The following is a 19,805-nucleotide window of genomic DNA, read 5'->3' on the forward strand; positions in this document are numbered from 1 at the left end:
TTATTGATTATTTGATTTGATACCTAATATCCTGACACTTACGGGCAGTGGAAATTTCACTTTAGTGTTCGTCGTCTGGTTCACATATCCTTCCGGGCTGAGTGATTCCACCTTACCCAGGGTGATCTCAAAAAGTTTGAATACGGGTACTACCCATATCATGCCCTGTTCATAAGTTCTGCCTTTCAGCTTAATGTTATAGATCATTTCCGCTGCATTGGATTTTGCAAATTCGGTATTCCGGATGGCGCTGAGCTGTTCGTCCGCCAATGGCGTGTTGCCATCCCATCCGCCGAGCAGCTTGTTAAGTTCGGTGATACTTAACTCTATGCCGGCCTTCATCCTGCCGGAAGTGGTGTCGGTGAGGCTTTCCTTATCCTTTTCGTCGATCGACAGCTTCGTAGGGGTGATGCCGTTAGCTGTATGATCGGCAGAAAGCGATACAGCGTACCTGGCGTCTACATTCAATTCCCAGAGCGATTTTGACTTTCCTAATGAGGGCGACTGCCATACTTTGTTCCAGAAGGAACGGTATACTTTCATGTCAGTCAGTTCTTTTTCGCCGGAAACAGCATCTCCCTGGCTTTGTACAAAATAGCGTTGTACAAATACCGCGGCGGTATTGCCTATTGCTTTATATACTTTTTCCCCGGATGTTTTCCAACGCATTTCTACGAATATTTCGATATTCCTGTTCAGAGGGATACTGCTGATTTCATTTTTCAGGAATTCAAACTCCGTGATGGTATTGGCTACAATATCCTTTTTCCGGAATGTTTTTTCCAGGAGAAGTTGTTTGGTCGCAGGGTCTTTGAAGTAAAAAGTATAGATGGCCCGTGGTAAGGGATTTTTGGGAGATGAACTTACATTTAGTTTTATTTTGAAGATGATTTTATCTGACTGTTGCAGTAGCAATATATCTTTGCCATTGTGCGGTGTAAGTTTCAGCGATTCGAAAGTAAGTATTACGCCGTTGCTGAGTGAATAGACCCCGTTGTCCAGTGAAAGGGACTGTGCGGCAGCTGCCGGGGCAGGAGCGGGGGCAGGCTGGGGTTGTGCATTCTGCAACTGGGCCAGTAATTGCGCCAGTACAGCAGGATTGATATTGGGCGTGCTTCCCGCAGCAGGTTGGTTCTGCAGCAACTGTTGCATCATCATTCTGCGCTGTACATCGCCGGCCAGTGTGCTCATGAGCTGGTTGTTGGCCTGCAGGGTTTGTAGTTTATGCTGATTGGCGGCATTGATGAGTTGCGGCAGCAACTGTAACCCTTGCTGGATGATAGGCCCGGCCATACTGGCCAGGAGTGCGTCATCGATACCGAATACAAAAGGCCTGGAAAACTGGTTGTTGTTGGGTAAGCTATCGCCATAATTGCCGAAACGGTTATCACTGTCGGCCGCATAGCTTATCGACTGTTGTCCGCTGAACCCGGGTATGGATGGCGCCACGGCACGCAGTACGGCGCCGAGCAGGTTGGTGAGCATATTGGTATTGCTGTTGTTGCCTGTGGCACCACTCCCAGGGGCAGCGGTAGTGTTTTGCGGGTTCAGGTAGCTGATGGCTGCCGGCAGCACTGCTCTGACAAGGCTTCCGAGGATATCCTCCACAGAAGTTTGTTGCGACAGCGACTGTTGCTCAGCGGTTATATTCCTTACGGGGTTGAAATCTGTAGTGTCCATCATAGTACTTGCTGATGAGGAGAGATTAAAGTGCATTGTATTGATCTGCTGCATGGCAACAGGTATCCTGATCACTTTGGAAACTGCCGGCGCTCTGCCGTTGCTGTCTTTGGCACTGCACAGTTGTATGAGGCAGTTTTCGCGGTCAAAATATTTTTTGGGTAGTGCTACTTCTTCTTCACTGTCTCCCAGGAAGGTGAGTTTCTTTTTTCGCTGAAAAGGTGTCACCTTCGAAATATCATCCACCCATTGGATCCCGGCCCTGGTAACGATCTGCTTGCCTATCTTGAACTGGTAATATTCGTTGGTACCGATATCTATCTTAAAGTGATAGCTATGGTTGTCTGCCGATTCCCAATGTAAAATAGCCAGGCTCATATCCGAAAGTTATTAATGAGGTGCGCCAACAGCCGGGGCTGCAATAGCAGGTGTGTTACCGGCAGGTTTAAGGGCTGCCACGCCGCCATCTGCGTACATATTGGCGAAGTTGTCCAGTTTGAAGTAGTCTGTTTTGAATTTGATATTTACATGTCCTTTGAGGTTAGCGGTGAGGTCGTCGGTCGCCTTTTTGTCGGACGTGTTTACCTGGATATTGGTGTTAGTGATATCGGTGGTCATACTTGGTCCGCCGAATATAGCGCCCAGTATGCCGCCATCTGCTTCCACATGCGTGTTCACGGTGTTAATGTTCTGGTCGTCGTGATGGGCAGTGCTGGCGCGGGTGGCTTTGATGCTGAATTCCACCTGTGCGTCTATTTCACCTTTTTCTACAACGAGGCGGGTGACGCCCATGAGCAATACTTCACGCAGTGCGGCGCGGTGTTCTTTCGCCATATTTATTTTGGCTTCCAGGATATGCTTTTTCACTTCCGCATCTTCCAGGTCCTGCTTCTCGCCTTCGGGATTGGTAAGTGCCAGTTTGGAGCTGCCGTCGGCCTGCTTTTCTGTGGTTACGTTGTACTTATCGCTCCGTGATTCAGCCAGCCGCGCAAAGGTGTCGTCATCCTTTACCTTTTTAATGAAGTCCGCAGTAGATTTGGTGGCTTCCTTCATCAGTTTGATATAGCTGTCTGTTTGGCTTTTCATTACTTTGAGATTGGCGTCGAACACGGCTTTCAGCAAGTCGGCCACAAATTTGGGAAAGTCCACAGAGTCTACCAGTTCCTTGAAAGACTTGGTATCTCCCTGGAAGCCGGGGTCATAGCCTTTGTAGCCCATATCTTTTCCGCTGTCGGTGGCCATACTTTCTTCTATACCGTGTTTTTTCATCTGTTTGGCGGTATAGTCATCTATCAGTGACAGGTAGATGCTTTTCTGGTCTTCCAGGGGCATATTCCTGAACACATCGCTGCTGCCCAATACTTCTCTTGCCTGCGCCCTGGCAAATTCCCGGATCTGACCTTTGGAAGGTATTACATTGATATCCATAGCTGGTTATACTTTTGAATGATTGATTAATTGAACAAATGCCTGGTCTGTTAAAAGTCCCACTCATCCTTGCCAGCAGGCGCGGTAGCTTTGTCAGGTGCTTTGTCGTCACTATCTGTATCACGGTCCCTGTCACGTCCTTTGATACGTTTATGATCCGGGTCATCTTTGGTACTGGTGTCGTCGTCATCATCCCTGTTTTGCAGTTGCGCCTGGCTGATGATGAAGGCGTCCACATTACTGATAAAGGTGGAGAAGCGGGTATCATCTTCAAAGGTTACCGGGTTGTAGTCGGCGATGGAGTTAAGAATAGCATAACCCAATTTGGCTTTATTGTAAAGGATAGTTGTCTTCGGACGTTGGTGTTTCATGCCTTCATAGAGCAGTTCCACTACTTTCCACCAGTTACCGCCCGCAGGTACCAGTTGTTTCACTATTTCAGGGTGACTGAGGATACGTTTGATAACGAAGTACAACTCATCGTAGATAATCGGTGATATCACATTGGCCATACCGGAGCAGTGGGTAGAGAGGTTGTATTGCAGATCTTCCACGGCCTGCATCACTGTTTGACGGGATACATAGCTGTCGGGGTTTGGACTGTCCTGCGCTTTCTGGATATACTTGGCTACTTCCATAATAAGTATGCGCCAGTATTTCGGGAACTCCTTATTCACTACCACATCTTCAGTAACCGGTGCATTGCCGTAGTTGAACACCTGTTTGTAGAACATCATGCGTTCTGCGGGACGGGTTCTGTCTACGATCTTGCCAGTTTTGGGGTTAGTGAATTTGTTGGAGAAAACGTAGAGCTGGAGGTCTTCCCGGAGCTGTTGGTCGGAGATCTGTATATTTCCCCTGACCATATATTTGTGTGTGAAGAAATTGACCACATTGAACACATCCAGCTCATCGCCCAGGGTCATGGAGTAGAACATCTGGGCTGCGCAGCGGATATTGTCGGAGAGGATCTGTACTACGGCATTGTCTTCGTCGAGGAAGGTAACGCTGAAGTCGGGCGCACCCTGGCTGGTGGTGGTATCGGTGTCTGAAGTATCGTCCTGCCATCCTGGTGTATTTTCAATGTCATTCATGAAAATGGGCAGGAGGGTATCGATATTGGTTTTGGTGACCGGCAGCACAGATGCCTTGATCATCTTGATGAGCCGGGGAATCATCGCTACCGGTATATCATCATAGTATTTCGATAATTTTAGGAGGTCGAGTTCTTTGCTGTTGCTCACATAGTTTGCTACCGTTGTTTGTATGAAGGGGTAGAAGGATTGTGAGGAGAAAGAAGGGTTGTTTTTGAGGATATCCTGGATGATCTGGGCAGTGTCGGTATTGTATTCTACATCCACTTTTTCCGCGTGGATATACTCGCGAGCGGCGCTTACCTGCGCGTAACTGATGATGTTGCGGTTACCGGACCTGTTGCCAAAAATGAAATTGGTGAGACCATTGATTTCCTGGTATCCAGCGTTATAACCCATGGCCAGCAGGTAGTTGACGATACCTGGATAGTTGAGTATGCTGCGTGGATTAATGTCGAGGTTATTCCAGTTGTTCATCAGCCTGTCGGAGAAATCGAACTTCAGCAGGGAGAGTTTATCTTCTGCATCGATGTATTCTTCGAGGCTGTAATGAACGGTACTGCCGTTATTGAGATAGCTGTTGGCATTGATAGCCCTGTAGATATTGCTAAGGAGGCTACCTTCTTCCCATTGCTGTTCATCTTTGTACCTGCTGCCATAGCGCCTGGTTTTCAACGAGGCAGTTACAAAGTCCTGGATAAAGGTACCATCTGGCCCGGTCCAGTCTCCGTTCTCATCTTTCTGGTAGATGGGTTTACTAAGGAGGTCGTTCAGATACACCAGCTGCTCTTTCACATTGGCATCAATATCAGCAGTGACGCCATTTGTTGTGACATTTGTTCTGCGTATTTTAACGCCGTTTGTAGGGAAAAAATTGAGCGTTGCCATTGACTTTTTGTTTAAAGAATTTATGATAAAATAGCGTTTAACAGTTTGAATGAATCTGCGAGGTTAAGCAGGCCGTATCCGGCCTTCTGATCCCTTACTTTGCTGGTGAGCCTGTCAGATGTATTTCTCAGGATATAATTGATATCTGTATTTGTAAGCTTGCGGCCTTTTTCATAGGCCAGTGATTTCATGAGTGCCACTGCTCCGCTCACGAACGGCGATGCCTGTGAAGTGCCGGAGGAGAGCGCATAGCCATTGTTGAGGAAAGAGCTGTAGATGTTAGAACCGGGTGCTACTACCGTGATGCTGGCGCCATAGGAAGTGAAGCCGGTTACCTGGCCGGAGCCATCTACTGCACCCACTGCAAAAACGCCGTCCAGCGCGCCCGGATAATATTTTTCATCGGTACCATCGTTGCCACTGGCGGCTACAATCGTTACGTTTTTACTGAGTGCATATTTTACGATGTCTTCATGTGGAAGTCCTCCGCCGGAATGCTTTATGCCCAGGCTCATATTGATTACGTCGGCGCCATGATCTACTGCCCATTTGATACCATTGTTGATATTGTCAACAATGCCCGCGCCTACGATACGGTTGCCGCTTTTCATGGCGGCGAGTACCCGTACTACCATGAGGCTGCACGAGGGGCAAACACCTTCGTTCATTTTTAATCCTTTGGCAGCCAGAATACCGGATACGTGTGTGCCATGCCCTACCTGGTCCTCGGGCATGGCATCTATATTCAGTACATCTCCAATGAATTCGGAGGTATCGAGTCCCTGCAGGTCGACGAAGTTTTTTCTGAGTACAATTTTATTTTCCAGCTCAGGGTGACTGAAGTTAGCGCCGGTGTCCAGCACGGCCACGCGTACGTCTTTCACACCTCGTGTCCATTCTTTGGCATAAGGCAAATAGATCAAATCACCAGGGTCGGTAACCGCCATCGTGAATGCGCCCGCTACTTCGCGCGGGAACTCGGTAGTGCCTAATAGCAGCGTGCGTACCTGCACAATAAATGGCAGGTGTCCGATTCGTTGTACGACTTCATCGGGTAGCTTCCCATCTTCCTGGAGAATAATCCGGAAGGTGAGATGCAAACCGGCGTGCATTTCATCGGCACTCCAGTCGGCGGTATGCTGTTTGTACTCCCGCGTGGTCCAGAACTTACGGTTCACATCATTAAAGATGCGGTCCACGTCCGGGTGGAATCGTTCTACTACCGTTGTTTTATCGTTGATAAAATCAATCCAGTAGGGGATGTTGGCCGGAAGTTGATCCCGGATACTTCCTGCAACTTTAATAATGATATGCTCTTTCATAGAGGCAATGATTATCCATGCCGTTTGATAATCGACAAGCTAATGCTAATGATATGGTAATGTGTAACTATAGGGCAATAGCAGTAGGATGCTGGGGTATACACATCTAAATAATCGACAACACGGTCCTAGCTACATAACGCCAGTACGATACGACTTGATTTGCTGTTAAAGTTTACAAAGTGTTGAAATTAAAACGGTACCAGATTCCGACAATTCAAAAAGATATGCTATAAAACACCAAATGCTGAAATTCTTGAGGTTACATCTCCAAAAACTATTGTAAAAAAGGGGCTCGAACTAAATATTGTAGGCTCTGGAATATGAAGCTAGGAAATAATAAGGAATCCGCAAAAAAAAATTGGACAAACGAAATTGTTTGTCCAAATACAATAAAAACGATTTTATTTTAACCAGGTTCTCAGCAAAAAATATTTACCCTATTCATCTATTAAATAGGGCTGGCTTGTTTTAATAATGAGAAAGCCCGCCTTACCACTCATAGGTAATACCCAAAGACCAATAGAACTGGTTATGCAATCGTTCTACTTTTACCGTTGATTCTTTGGTAGCCAGTGTTGTTAAAGTGAGTACTGCCGGATGCAATGGAATAGCATAGGTTGGTTCAAATGAGAAACTGAGCCGTTTATGAATAGTATAAGATATAGGTAAGCTTAGCTCTTCATCTAAAACTGTAAAATTGGATGCGTTGCTCATATCCGCTGTCACCGCAGGTGGTTGACGCTGCTTCTTTTTCTTGCTTACATTTACTACAGGGCTAAGGTGACGGTTGTTATAATAGTTATCATAATAATGTTGTGTTCCGGCATTGGCTGCTACCGTAGGGGTGATGTTCAGGCGATCGTTGAACAGGTCGAAGCTATGTTCCAATGCAAGCTTTGTCAGATAGTCGGTTTTTGACCCGAAATTCATATATCCCTCTGCCGTCGCTGCAATAATTCCATTGAAATCATAGGTGAGGCTGGCATGTGCATCACCCTTTACTTCCGACCGTACGTTGTCACTCAGCGTATTATAGAAAAATTTGGAGGCACTGATTTCTCCCTCAAAATTACCCTGCGAAAACATATACCCGGCTGTAAATATGCCGGCGTCCACACGGGTACTATTATTCATTAACATAGAAAGGGCGCCCTCGGCGTATAGCCCGGATTTATGATAATAACCCAGTGCAGCGGACAAATACGGGATGCGGGCGGCGTCTTTCCTGCCGGCATATACGTTGTCGCTCAGGTATTCCAGGCCTGCACTAAAACGCGGTTGACGCCCTTCGTTGCAGGCTATTATCGTTTGTTCGTTACCGGTAGTTGACAGCGAATCGTGTTGCTGCGCCAATATAGGTATTGAAGGCAGGAACAGCAGGCATAGGGATAAAATTTTCATGTGCTTTTACAGATTATACTATATGATGACCATAGACTTTGTTATGGTTAAAAAGTTTAATCTGTAAATGCTTGTTGATGTTATTTTTTGATTAAAATAAGATTAGAAAATAAGCAGACAACGCATCTGACCCTGTTAGAAACTTATATCCAGGAAATGTTTGCCCTGGTATTTAATATCGATTTTTTTTGAGAACCATCCCACTTTCCCTGCCATGGTTCCAGAAAACGATACCTGTACAGAATCGGCCATATTGATGCCGCTGTTACCCAGCTTTGCAAAATCAGGCTCCACTATCACCGGCACGGTAAAGGTGGCATGGGCAGGTATGTTCATCACGGTGTCGAGTTTTACATGTCCCAGGTAAAAAGTGTCCAACCGGAGGTCCAGCTCTCCGCCGGTAAAGGTGAAGCCGTAGTTGTTGGGATTGTAGTATACGCCCGTAACTCGTAGTGCCGGCCTTTGGGGCGTGATGTTGAAGACCTTAATAGCCAGTTTACCTGGCAGCCTGGCCTCTGGTGTTTTGAAAAATGAGCAGGACGATAGGGCAATGGCGGCAGCTATTGCCAGGATTGTCATCCTGAATGTTCCCTCGCAGACTTTCATACGCTAATTAATTTTGGTTGATAAATGATGTTGCAGTATAAAAGGCAAGCGTCGCTGGAAAAAGGGTGAAGAGGACGGAAAAAACGCTTATATAACTTCTCTCGAAAATACCAGCCCGGCAATTATTATTGCTACAATTATCCGGCAGCTGTCAATAAGGGCGATCCGGCACACCGGCTTCCACGCCACCTTATAGGTGGAATAGGTCTGTAAAAGATAAGTACAGCTAATCAACAACAGGGAGATAGCTGTTAACGGCATAGCAGGTTGTACAGTTCATTTTATTAGGGATGTTATACCGGCGCTGTGGATACTTATTTTTTGTTTATCCTGATCGACGAATAAATAGGACAGGCATATTGGATATCCTGGCTGAGATTTGGGTATTACTTGATAATTATAGATTGGATTTAGAATAGTTAACGCAAAATTTTTTCCTTTAGTAATGTCATTTGCCGCTTTCTTACACTGACTGGTGAAGTATTTTGGCTTGTTATCCTGTCCAAAGTATAACTGCCAGTCTCCGAAAAAGTCTAAATGAGTGGTTCTTGCATTATTTTGATTATTTTTATCCCGTTAAATTCTTATTTTACCTAACATCATCCATTTATGAAAACGTTGATATTTTGTACCGCCCTGCTGATGGTATTGTTAACCTCCTGCTCGAAATCAAGTCATGAAAACATTCCTAAAGACGATAGTCAAAAATTTGCTATCAAATTCGATATATCCGGATTTAATCAAATGATCGGGGATTTTGACGGCAATGCCCGATCTGCTTCAGGCGGCTCTACTGCAAAAACTGATCCTGATACGCTTAAGAAGTATATTAATTATATTTACTTTTACGTTTTTGCTAACGGTGCAAAATTAAAGGAAGTCCGCCAGACATCTACAGATACTGCATTTGGGCATATAATAGATTCTATGCCGGCTGGTAATTACAATATTGCCATGATCGGTTCGAAAGATCCGGTAACAATTGAACCCACTTACGGCGATGACCGATTCCTGGTATTTGGTTTGCCCGGAACAGATGTTTTCTTTAAAAATATACCTATTAGCGTAAGTGGCGCTATTAATCAAACAATGACTTTAGATAGGATAGTTTCTAAGTTAAAAGTTGTAATTAAAGACAAAATCCCTACTGGCACGAAATCAATTACCATCTCATTGCTATCCGACCCGCAACGTGGAGGATTGGAAGTAGTGTCAATGATATTGAATAAATTGCGCCTGTCCAGAGGAGAACCCGTTGACGGCGGACAAGGCCTATCTGGTTATTCACCAGATGTTATCGGGACAGATACTTTAATTGGGACAGAAAATTTTTCTAAAGAATATATACTGTTCGCAATGTCTTCAACTAAAACTGTTGTAAACCTCCTAAGTAAAGACGCACAGGGCGTTACAATAAGTGAAAAGAATATTTATAATGTAACCCTCGTGCCAGGTAAACGAACTGTACTATCCGGTAATTTATTTACCACCACAAATCTGGATGGGGTAAATACTTCCATTAATAACGCGGAATGGGCTAAAGACAGTGTATTGATTAATTTTTAGCTCACTAATCAACAGAATATATTATCTGGTGCCATTCCCCTAACGATACAATAATTTGATTCTGATCAACTCAATTTAAAGAAGCTGTCTCATAAATGAAAGAGGCAGCTTCTTTTATTTTCCTTTTTTTAGATGCCTTTATTCACAATTTGCAATTGAAGAAAAAGGGAGTTGTAAGTATTTACCCACCAGGAGTTATTACATAAATTTAATGATGGCAAGAGGTAAAAGCTTATCAGTCGCATTTAAAGTACTCATCAAAATTAAAGAATGTTATTCCCTTCTGATCTGAATGAATTAGTATCAACAGATCAGCCGATAGAGAAGAGACATGACGTCAGAATACTTACTTTATGCGGGTTAGCGGGATGAGTAAGCCCAATCATAATACAATAAACCGGTTTCGAAGTGGCCGTCTGCAAAAGACTGGCAGCTAATTTTACGCAAGTGCTGCATTTGTTATGCACCGATGGACTTTTGAGTATAAAGCATAATAAAGAGAGGGTAGGTAAACAATTAAATGAGCTATGGCTAAACTTGACAACGATACTGATCCTTCCGGTTTTGAGAAGATTGACGCCACTAAAGCTTGGTTATGCTGGTAAACACCGGTCCTCGGCACTGGATAATTATGAACGCAGGAGAAATACCGGGCGGAAACAGTTACAGCAAAACTAATGCTGACGCTACTTTTATGCAAATGAAGGAGGATCATATAAAATAGTCAGCTTAAACCAGCCTGTAATTTACAGATTAGCACTAACAGTCAATATATATTTTCTTATAGCCTACATCCCAATCCTACAGATACAACAACTCTTGATAATAATCTGTTGCTCCAGGCATAGAAGAAGTAATGGTGGAAACCGGGTTACTGACGCTAACACACAATATTAGAAAGAAATAGCTTGTTAGCATCGGACAAAATTTGCCATCTGAAATGCATATTATTATCATTGTGATGGTGGAAAATTAACTCCAGAAAATATACAAAACAAAGGAGCCATCCCAATTAATTACAAGCTGCCCTCTTCCTTTTTATGAATTTATGGCAACTGATTCACAATTTTTCTTGGTGCGGAAAGGAAAACTAGCACCGCATTATCACATATCCTATATCAGGAGCGTAACTTTAATTTCCCGGGATCAAAAAAACATAGGCAATTATCAAATTAATGGGATTAGATCTGAGCGCCAGCTTGTAATTTCATTGATTGATAATAAAAAAAATGGAAAGCATGAAACCTGGCAATACGGATAGTTCTAGATATGGTGTAGCTATTTTTTGGGTTTTATTACCGGCACTCCTTGTAACTGGCCAATTGCTAATGGCGCAGTTACCAACTTATGGTACTGGTCAGTGGAACGAAAATGAGTTAGGCAACCACCGGGCAGTAATAGAAGTTAGTAAACCCACTAATGCGGTGAAAGTCCATGTACCCTGGCGGAGAAAGGATAATCCCGCAGGAAAAGGATTGATAGTAGTGGATGCGTTTAGTGGAAAGCCGGTGAAAAATGTTTATACCGTTACCGTAAATGCGGAATACGGCGACATTATTTTTGAACCGGTAACAGGGCCTGGAGAGTACTACCTGTATTACATGCCCTATAAATTAGGCGGGAGCTGGTATTTCCCCAGTACTGCCTACCTGAAGCCAGATAACTCCTATAACACAGCGTGGCAACAGCAGCTAAATATTAAAAACCTTCCCGACGCAAAAGTGTTACGCTTTGAGGCAATTAATTCTTTTAACAGCTTCTATCCCATGGAGATTGTAGCTACGCAACAGGAAGTCAGGGATCTGCTGGAGAAGAATAAAGAGAAGGACTTTCTGCTGTTTCCGGAAGATAGAAAATTTCCGGTGAGAATGGACTCCGCTATCTGCCAGCGTTGGATAGAGAAAGGCGAAGGGGGTACATTTTACGGACTGGCATCGCGCAACGAATTTTACGTGTACCAGGTCGGGGTATTCGCCGCTTTTCACGCACTTAAAAAACTACATCTGCAATTTTCAGATTTAGAAAATCCAACAGGTGGAAAGATTTCCGCCGCCGCTATCAGGTGTTTTAACCTGGAAGGGAAAGATTGGTTGGGTAAATCATTTAAAAAGGAAGTTTCGGTAGGCAAGGGGCAGGTACAGGCCCTATGGATAGGGGTGGATATTCCCCGGGAGGCGCAACCAGGCGTGTACCACGGATGGGTTAAAGTGTCCGCGGAGGGTGATAAAGAAAGAAGCGTTCCTGTACAGCTAAACATTAAAGATGCTCTCCTTGAAGACAGAGGCTACAATGAACTGCCTACATTCGCGCGACTAAACTGGCTGGATTCGGATATCGGGCTGGATGATAGTGTATATAGGCCGTATACACCAGTGGTACTAAAACAACGGACCGTCAATATATTGGGAAGGACATTAAGATTTGATAAGTATGGTTTCCCCGATAAAATAACCAGCAGCTTTACGGGATCTAATAATGACGTTAATGGCCAGCCAAGAGACATCCTTAATGGGCCTGTAAAAATGGTGGTAGTACAAAATGGAAAAGAGCTTGCGTGGAAAGGGCCGACGCCTGCTGTTCATCAGCCATCTGACGGAGCGGTAAGCTGGGAAACGCAATTAGAAGGGGACGGCGTTGTGCTGAAGGTTTGGGCAAAAATGGAGTGTGACGGTTATATCAACTACCAGCTGGCAATTAAGGCACTGAAAGACTGTGCGATAGATAATATGGAACTGAGAATTCCGTATGCCCGGAAAGCCGCCATTTATATGATGGGCCTCGGCCGTAAAGGGGGAGTACGGCCAGAGCGATGGGACTGGAAATGGGAAGAAAAGAACGCCAACAATATGCTGTGGATGGGAGATGTGAATGCAGGATTGCAATGCAAACTGAAAAATGAAACACCGGACTGGACGTTATATAATTTTGATAAAACAGGACCCTACAAAGATTGGAGTAACGATGGAAAGGGAGGGTGCCATATCCTTGAAGAAGCGGATAAGGTGATGCTAAAGGCTTTCACAGGGCAGCAACAGCTCCGGGCAGGGCAGATCATCCATTTGAATTTTGGGTTATTGATCACACCCGTAAAGCCGTTAGACCAGGAACATTGGAGCGAGCGGTATTTTCAGGCAGATCCACCGCTGGCAAACTGGAGGAAAGTGGCATCTGAAAAGGGAGCTACTGTTATGAATATTCACCAGGGCAATATGCTGAATCCCTATATCAATTATCCATTCCTGACTACTGATACTTTAACGAAATATGTGACCGCTAACAGGCGCATCGGAATCAGCACTAAATTATATTATACCGTTAGGGAGTTAACTAATTATACCCCCGAAATCTGGGCATTGCGTAGCCTGGGTGATGAAATATTTTCACCGGGTAAAGGCTCGCAATTGGCAGATCAGTTTGCAGATGATGGTGTAGGTGGAAATTTATTCTCGACCGGCGGCCCCTGGCTGGTAGAACACCTGGGAAAGAATTATGATGCTGCCTGGCATACCCCTCTGGAAAATTCGGAATATGATATGTCAATCAGAACCCAGGGGCTTAGCCGTTGGCACAATTATTACCTGGAAGGGCTGAATTGGTTGGTGAAAAATGTAGGAATCAGGGGTATTTACCTGGATGGAGTAGGATACGACCGGGATATTATGAAAAGAGTTAGAAAAGTAATGGACAGAGCGGCCGATAGCTGTTTAATTGACTTTCATTCCGGCAATAATTTTCACCCGAGTTATGGGCTGAATAGCCCGGCCAACCAATACATGGAACTATTTCCCTGTCTCAATAGTTTATGGCTGGGCGAAGGCTATAATTATAATGAAAGTCCTGATTATTGGCTGGTGGAAGTATCAGGCATCCCTTTTGGGTTGTATAGCGAGATGCTGAATAACTGTGGCAATGCTTACCGTGGCATGCTATTCGGAATGACCTCACGACTGGGCTGGACAGGCTGTGATCCATCGGCACTCTGGCGGTTGTGGGACAAGTTTGATATAAAGAACGCCAGGATGGTTGGTTGCTGGGATCCCGCACTCCCCGTAAAATGTAGCGACAGTAGCGTAAAGGTGACTGTTTACCGCCAGCCGAAGAAACTATTGATCGTTTATGCCAGCTGGGCAAAAAGTAGCGCTAACATCAGGTTGGACGTGGACTGGAAATCACTGGGATGGAATCCTAATCAAGTAAATGTTTCTTTTCCTGAGGTAGAAGGTTTACAGCGTGGACAGGCAGTTGGTGACCTGGCTGATATTAAAGTTGAAGAAGGGAAAGGCGGATTTATCATTATAGAAGAAAAATAAGAAGGAATAGCATATTCATCTTATTGCCGGAACTATTGAAAAAGGCTTGCAAGCGTTGCTTACAAGCCTTTTTATTTCAGCACTGCTTATTTAGCTTTTCGTGAAAATATTGAAAGGTATGCTCACTCCGGTAATCTTCAGCACCACAATCCCATGTGCTGGCAGCTGGTAAACTGGTTGTTTGCCAGGAGAAATCCTTCCCTCTTCATGTTTCCAAAGATCGCGTACGGTAACTGATTTATCGGGATTTAGGCCGATAGCTCCTATATTCAGTTCGGCCGTTACCGGCACATTAGTGGTGTTTAACAGTGCTACCGCCACCTGTCCGCTGCTTGCGCTGATCAGTGGTTTGGCCCAGAGTTGTATGCCCAATGTATCGCGGAATTTCCTGGCCTGGTAGCAGAGCGGGTCCTGGTTTAAAGCAATGACGTCCTTATTGGTAACGATGGATAAGGTTTGCGGGGAGATCTTCCGGAGGTCGTTGCCGAGCAGCAGGGGAGAGTTCATGATACACCACATGGAGAAATGGCTTTTATCTTCATCATAACTCATACCCCTGCCTACCTGCAGCATGTCCATATCGTTGAAATGCCCCGGGGAACAATAGGGCCACAGGTCGGCGTTGAGTGAAATGATCCGGAGAATGGACGCGAAATTATTGTCGATATCACCGGAGATCCGCCAGGAATCGGCCACCAGCGGGGCCCATTTGCCGGGAAATTGCCAGCGGCAGATATTGTAAACTACCTCCGGCTTGATGATCCTGATCCAATTGGAGATCTGTGTGTAGCGTAGTTGCTCATCGAGACCCAAGTCTTTCCCGCCGCACCAATCAACTTTCAGAAAGTCGTATCCCCATGTTTTCAGTAACAGGGTCAGGTCTTTTTCATCGTGTCCATAGAGCCCCGACCCTGACCCGATGGTGTCCTGGTCCCAGATAGATGCGCAGGTGTTAACACCAGCCTCCGCATAAATGCCTGCCCGTAAGCCTTTGCTATGTATATAATCCGATAGCCGCCTCATACCACCTGGGAAGCGTTGTGCATTGTATTGCAATTCCCCGTTTTTATTCCGGCCGCCAAAGAAGCCATCATCAATGTTGATATACCGGTAGCCCGCTGTCTTCAGCCCATTTTGCGCCATGGCATCGGCCTGTTCCCGGATAAGTTTTTCATTGATGTGGACGCGGAAGTTGTTCCAGCTGGCCCAGCCCATGATGGGCGTCCGTGGTTTGGCCGGCGTGTTTTGGGCAACGGCCACCAGGGAGCACCACATCAAGCAGACAGCCAGTGTAGCCCCTTTCATTTTCTTATTTATCATTGTTGACTGTTTATTCCGCGTTGGATGTTTCATCAGCTATAACGCTACATTTGAAACACATTGAACCTATGACCATCCGGATCAGCAAACACGAAACCGTAATAACCTTTTCCAAATTCTGTTGGCCTGGAAATAATCGTTCCGCCGGCTTGTTGCACTTCTTTTTCACAACTATCCACCTCTTCCCGGGTAGCAACGGCAAGGGTAAATATAATTTCATTTCCAGTAGTTGAATCAATAATTGGCCCCATCATGGCGGGTTCAAGTATATCCTTCAAAAAGAAATGGATGATAAAGTTTTCTTCGCCAAAGAAGAAGCTGGTCAGTTGATCTGATGCTCCGTTGTGTTTAAATCCAAGTTGTTGGTAGAACTTAGTGGTACGTTCTAAATCCTGAACGCTGAAATTAGCCCAGATCTTTTTTGTTTTCATATCCTGAAAGTTTTATGGTTAACAGCTTTTTGTTAGATATGCTGCAGCAACAGTTTTATACTGATATTACTCATCAGCGTTCTCAAAAATAGCCTATAAACTCATCAAACTAGGTGGTTGGTTACGAAATTTTTCGGGGCATTTCCATCATGTTTATGATGGGATAGCGGCAAGCCTCCCTTTTTAGGAGAATAGTTATTAAGCCTTACTCCCGGCACCATTGCCGGGAGTAAGGCTCAATATGATTATCTGACTTCAATTATTGCCGCTGCCGGCGACAGTCCTTCGCTCGCTGCTTTCACAATGAGTTTACCTTTTGCGCCTTTCTTCGCTTTTACGATCACCTGCGCCATGCCGTTAAATGCCGGGCGGTCGTGGCTTTGAAAGGGTACAAAAGAAGTGGGATCACCATTGTCGGTGGCAACGATTTCGCCCGGGCCTTCTACTGAGAAAGTAACCAGGGGATGCGAACGCGGCACCATAATACCGTCTTTGTCCTGCACGCGGAGGGTAATATAGCAAAGGTCTTCACCGTCGTTGACAACACTTTTACTTTCAGGCTGCAGGGAGAGTTTGACTGCGCTGCCAGCCGTTTTTATTACATCCGTTGCCCAGGGCTTGCCATCCTTGTAAGCCACTACTTTCAATTCTCCGGGAGTATATTTCACATCATTCCAGATCAACCTGAAATTTACACCTGGCTGCTTCGTCTTTCTGCCCAGGCTTTTACCATTTAGGAATAGTTCCGCTTCGTCGCCCGAGGTATATACATGAACGGGAACGATGGAATCTATTCTCTCCGGCCAGTTCCAATGCGGGAAGAGATGCGCCATGGGAAGATTGGGGCGCCAGTGCGCCTGGTAGCTATAGAAGCGGTCTTTCGGAAACCCGCAGAGATCTACGATGCCAAAATAGCTGCTGCGGGAAGGAGGATTATTTTTCCGGAGTGCTTCCAGTGCTTTTTCAAGTTCTGCACGCTTGTTAGGGTCATTGCGGAAGTTGAGCAGGTTGGTTTCATCTGAGTTATAGGGAGTAGGTTCGCCCAGGTAGTCAAAGCCGGTCCATACAAATTCGCCCAGCAGATGCGGATATTTGGCGTTGGTGCGGAATTGCTCATCGGGTGAGCATCCCCAGCCGGGTTTAGCATTATCATAGGAAGATACCTGCCAGTTTTTATAATCTCCATCAAAGAAATATTCACCACGTGTGCTCACACAGGAAGAGGTTTCGCTGCCCATGGTGGGCATGTCTTTATACCTGGGATCGGCGTCCCATTTGGCCTGTTCGGAGAAGAAATAATTGACTCCCATCAGGCCCAGGGCCATTGCGGCGCCTGACTCACGGCCGCCATCAGGATCATTATAAGCGTTGGATACGGGGCGTGTGGAGTCTTCTTTACGTACAATATCTGCCAGTTCTTTGGTGATAGCCACATCCCGCTGGTCCATCACTTCATTGCCAATAGACCAGATGACCACGGATGGATGATTGCGATCGCGATGTACCAGTGCCTGCAGGTCCTTTTCCCGCCAGTCGGGGAAAAGTTTGTTATAGTCGTTCTTTCTTTTTCCATGCTTCCATGCATCGAAAGCTTCATCCCATACCAGGAATCCCAGCTGGTCGGCCAGCTCCAGTAATTCAGGTGCAGGAGGGTTATGCGATGTACGAATGGCATTACAGCCCATGGCACTTAATATCTTTAATTGCCGGGTCAGGGCACTTTTGTTGATAGCGGCGCCCAGGGCGCCCAGATCATGGTGGTTACATACGCCTTTGATGGCCACCCGCTTTCCATTCAGCAGAAACCCATCCCGTGGAGTGAATGCAATGGTACGTATACCAAACGCGGTATTATACGTATCCACCGTTTTGTTGTTGACTGAAACAATAGTTTGCGCCAGGTAGCGATGAGGGGTTTCAATGCTCCAGCGTTTTGGGGCAATGACATTGGCAGTAGCATTAGTTATGGCATTATTGCCCGCAGCAATGGTGATAGCGGTAGGTGAGGTAGCCGTAATTTTCTTTACTGGTTTATTATGAATGTCTAATTCGTAGACATCCGTACGTACTAAAGCCTTTACCGGTGAGGCTCCCTGGTTATCTACAGTTACCTTCACCTGTACAGCCGCTGCTTTATCTGTTACCGTGGGCGTAGTGATGTAGGTGCCCCAGTGGGCTACGTGTACCTCGTTTGTTTTTACGAGCCAAACATGGCGGTAGATCCCGGCGCCGGGGTACCAGCGCGAATCCCAGCTCTCCGTATCCAATCTTACGGCTATCACATTTTCCTTACCTGCATGGAGGTAGGGGGTAATATCCATTCTGAAGGAATTATAACCATAAGGCCAGGTACCCACGTACTGGCCATTTACCCATATTTTGGCATAGGCCATGGCCCCATCGAAGTCCACAAAAATGCGCTTGCCAGCATCGGCCGCAGGTATATTGAAATGTTTTCTGTACCAGCCAATACCTTTCCAGGGTAACTTACCGGAATTGCCGTCCAGTTCTATACGGAATGGTCCTGTAATGGCCCAGTCGTGTGGTAAGTTGAGCTGTTGCCAGGCGCCATCCGCGAGGTGTTCCTCTTCCAGGTGTGCTGGTTCTTCTCTACGGGAACCATCTGCTTGTAATCCAAAACGGGAGAACAGCCATCCATCATCAAACAATTGGGTGTTTGCAGCGCCCATCCTCACTATGGAGGTCTGTGCCTGGGCGGATGTACCGATGGTTAACAGATATAACCATCCTGTCAGTACCAGGCGAAAAGCCATACGCTTATTCATTGTTCTATCAAATTAATGTGATTAAATCACCTGTATCCTGTCATTTATCCTTAGAAAGCCGGTATACAATTGTTTTGAAACGTGGGGCTAAGGAACAGGCATCCTGCAAAGGAAGGAAATATCCGGCGGATGAGATGTTACAGTTTTAGCTTTTTCTGGCGTTATATTGCCCGGTTTCTTTCACCGCCATCACAACAATCGGTTACAATGGCTCCCCTTAAAAATTTTGGCAAAATCCTGTAACCTTTTATAACCTCATCTCTCTAATCTTATACAAACAAAAATCTAATACTATGGTTATCATATAACCATCAAATACCAGGTAAACATGCAGACAGATTTTGCGAAAGAGTCGATTGTAGCACACAGTAACATAACATTGACAAGCGAAGAGAAGATTAAAGTGATCCGGTATCACTTTCGCGAGATTATGCTGGCCCTTGGCCTCGACCTCGAAGACGACAGCCTGAAAGACACCCCGGGCAGAGTAGCTAAAATGTTCGTGAACGAAACCTTTTCAGGCTTGAATCCTGTGAATGAGCCTTCTGTGACGCTGTTTGAAAATAAATTTAAGTACAACGAAATCGTACTGGAAAAGGATATTCCCTTATACTCTTATTGCGAGCATCATTTCGTTCCCATCATTGGCAAAGTGCATATTGCCTATATTTCCAAAGGTATGGTCATCGGTTTGTCCAAGTTGAACCGGATCACGGAATACTTTTCCAAACGGCCACAGGTGCAGGAACGATTAACCATCCAGATCGCCGAATACCTGAAGAAGGTGATGGAGATGGAAGATGTAGCGGTCATTATCAAAGCAGAACACTTATGCGTAGCTTCCAGGGGCGTTAACCATACCGGTTGTTCCACGGTTACCCAGAGTTTGCACGGCGAATTTCTTAGGAAGGAACGCAGCAGTGAGCTTTACAGCCTGCTGGCTATTTAATAGTGTGATGGAATAATGCCC

At 45.5% G+C, this 19,805-nt stretch carries 12 protein-coding genes; 3 read left to right on the forward strand and 9 right to left on the reverse strand.

Annotation, left to right across the window (positions count from 1 at the left end; all coding sequences use genetic code 11):
* From FHW36_RS08260 to FHW36_RS08285, 6 genes are all read right to left on the reverse strand, one after another.
* A complete protein-coding gene (locus FHW36_RS08260) occupies positions 1-2,058 on the reverse strand; it encodes a hypothetical protein (protein ID WP_145665487.1) in 2,058 nt (685 codons plus the stop codon).
* Between the two features lie 12 nt (positions 2,059-2,070).
* Complete coding sequence (locus tag FHW36_RS08265) at positions 2,071-3,108, reverse strand: hypothetical protein (RefSeq protein WP_186452347.1); 1,038 nt, start codon at positions 3,106-3,108, stop codon at positions 2,071-2,073.
* Positions 3,109-3,158: 50 nt separating this feature from the next.
* Positions 3,159-5,090, reverse strand: coding sequence for a hypothetical protein (locus FHW36_RS08270; protein ID WP_145665493.1), 1,932 nt, complete (start codon positions 5,088-5,090; stop codon positions 3,159-3,161).
* 20 nt (positions 5,091-5,110) lie between these two features.
* A complete protein-coding gene (locus tag FHW36_RS08275; protein ID WP_145665496.1) occupies positions 5,111-6,412 on the reverse strand; it encodes a S8 family peptidase in 1,302 nt (433 codons plus the stop codon).
* Positions 6,413-6,904: 492 nt separating this feature from the next.
* On the reverse strand, positions 6,905-7,816 hold the full coding sequence (locus tag FHW36_RS08280) for a hypothetical protein (RefSeq protein WP_145665499.1): 912 nt from the start codon (positions 7,814-7,816) through the stop codon (positions 6,905-6,907).
* 135 nt (positions 7,817-7,951) lie between these two features.
* Positions 7,952-8,422 (reverse strand): NDR1/HIN1-like protein, encoded by a 471-nt coding sequence (locus tag FHW36_RS08285; RefSeq protein WP_145665504.1) that lies wholly within the window; start codon positions 8,420-8,422, stop codon positions 7,952-7,954.
* Positions 8,423-9,031: 609 nt separating this feature from the next.
* On the opposite strand from FHW36_RS08285, the gene FHW36_RS08290 reads away from it, so the two are divergent.
* Together FHW36_RS08290 and FHW36_RS08295 are read left to right on the forward strand one after the other, a co-directional pair.
* Positions 9,032-9,988, forward strand: a complete 957-nt coding sequence (locus tag FHW36_RS08290; protein WP_145665506.1) for a hypothetical protein — start codon at positions 9,032-9,034, stop codon at positions 9,986-9,988.
* 1,328 nt (positions 9,989-11,316) lie between these two features.
* Complete coding sequence (locus FHW36_RS08295; RefSeq protein WP_145665508.1) at positions 11,317-14,298, forward strand: glycoside hydrolase domain-containing protein; 2,982 nt, start codon at positions 11,317-11,319, stop codon at positions 14,296-14,298.
* Positions 14,299-14,388: 90 nt separating this feature from the next.
* Here the strand turns inward: FHW36_RS08295 and FHW36_RS08300 are convergent, their stop codons facing one another.
* From FHW36_RS08300 to galB, 3 genes are all read right to left on the reverse strand, one after another.
* Entirely contained in the window at positions 14,389-15,618 is a 1,230-nt protein-coding gene (locus FHW36_RS08300) for a glycoside hydrolase family 27 protein (protein WP_145665511.1), read from the reverse strand.
* A gap of 44 nt (positions 15,619-15,662) precedes the next feature.
* On the reverse strand, positions 15,663-16,049 hold the full coding sequence (locus FHW36_RS08305; RefSeq protein WP_145665515.1) for a VOC family protein: 387 nt from the start codon (positions 16,047-16,049) through the stop codon (positions 15,663-15,665).
* A gap of 245 nt (positions 16,050-16,294) precedes the next feature.
* Positions 16,295-18,835 (reverse strand): beta-galactosidase GalB, encoded by a 2,541-nt coding sequence (gene galB, locus FHW36_RS08310; RefSeq protein ID WP_145665518.1) that lies wholly within the window; start codon positions 18,833-18,835, stop codon positions 16,295-16,297.
* A gap of 328 nt (positions 18,836-19,163) precedes the next feature.
* Here galB and folE point away from each other — a divergent pair, with 328 nt between their 5' ends.
* A complete protein-coding gene (folE, locus tag FHW36_RS08315; protein WP_145665523.1) occupies positions 19,164-19,784 on the forward strand; it encodes a GTP cyclohydrolase I FolE in 621 nt (206 codons plus the stop codon).
* Positions 19,785-19,805: the final 21 nt, after the last annotated feature.

The organism is Chitinophaga polysaccharea, assembly GCF_007829335.1.
Lineage (GTDB): Bacteria > Bacteroidota > Bacteroidia > Chitinophagales > Chitinophagaceae > Chitinophaga > Chitinophaga polysaccharea_B.

Excerpts from the sequence above, each read along its gene's own strand:
- FHW36_RS08300 (WP_145665511.1), bottom strand. The coding sequence starts at position 15,618 with ATGATAAATAAGAAAATGAAAGGGGCTACACTGGCTGTCTGCTTGATG.
- FHW36_RS08290 (WP_145665506.1), top strand. The coding sequence starts at position 9,032 with ATGAAAACGTTGATATTTTGTACCGCCCTGCTGATGGTATTGTTAACC.
- FHW36_RS08270 (WP_145665493.1), bottom strand. The coding sequence starts at position 5,090 with ATGGCAACGCTCAATTTTTTCCCTACAAACGGCGTTAAAATACGCAGA.
- folE (WP_145665523.1), top strand. The coding sequence starts at position 19,164 with ATGCAGACAGATTTTGCGAAAGAGTCGATTGTAGCACACAGTAACATA.
- FHW36_RS08305 (WP_145665515.1), bottom strand. The coding sequence starts at position 16,049 with ATGAAAACAAAAAAGATCTGGGCTAATTTCAGCGTTCAGGATTTAGAA.
- galB (WP_145665518.1), bottom strand. The coding sequence starts at position 18,835 with ATGAATAAGCGTATGGCTTTTCGCCTGGTACTGACAGGATGGTTATAT.
- FHW36_RS08265 (WP_186452347.1), bottom strand. The coding sequence starts at position 3,108 with ATGGATATCAATGTAATACCTTCCAAAGGTCAGATCCGGGAATTTGCC.
- FHW36_RS08285 (WP_145665504.1), bottom strand. The coding sequence starts at position 8,422 with ATGAAAGTCTGCGAGGGAACATTCAGGATGACAATCCTGGCAATAGCT.
- FHW36_RS08280 (WP_145665499.1), bottom strand. The coding sequence starts at position 7,816 with ATGAAAATTTTATCCCTATGCCTGCTGTTCCTGCCTTCAATACCTATA.
- FHW36_RS08260 (WP_145665487.1), bottom strand. The coding sequence starts at position 2,058 with ATGAGCCTGGCTATTTTACATTGGGAATCGGCAGACAACCATAGCTAT.
- FHW36_RS08295 (WP_145665508.1), top strand. The coding sequence starts at position 11,317 with ATGGCGCAGTTACCAACTTATGGTACTGGTCAGTGGAACGAAAATGAG.
- FHW36_RS08275 (WP_145665496.1), bottom strand. The coding sequence starts at position 6,412 with ATGAAAGAGCATATCATTATTAAAGTTGCAGGAAGTATCCGGGATCAA.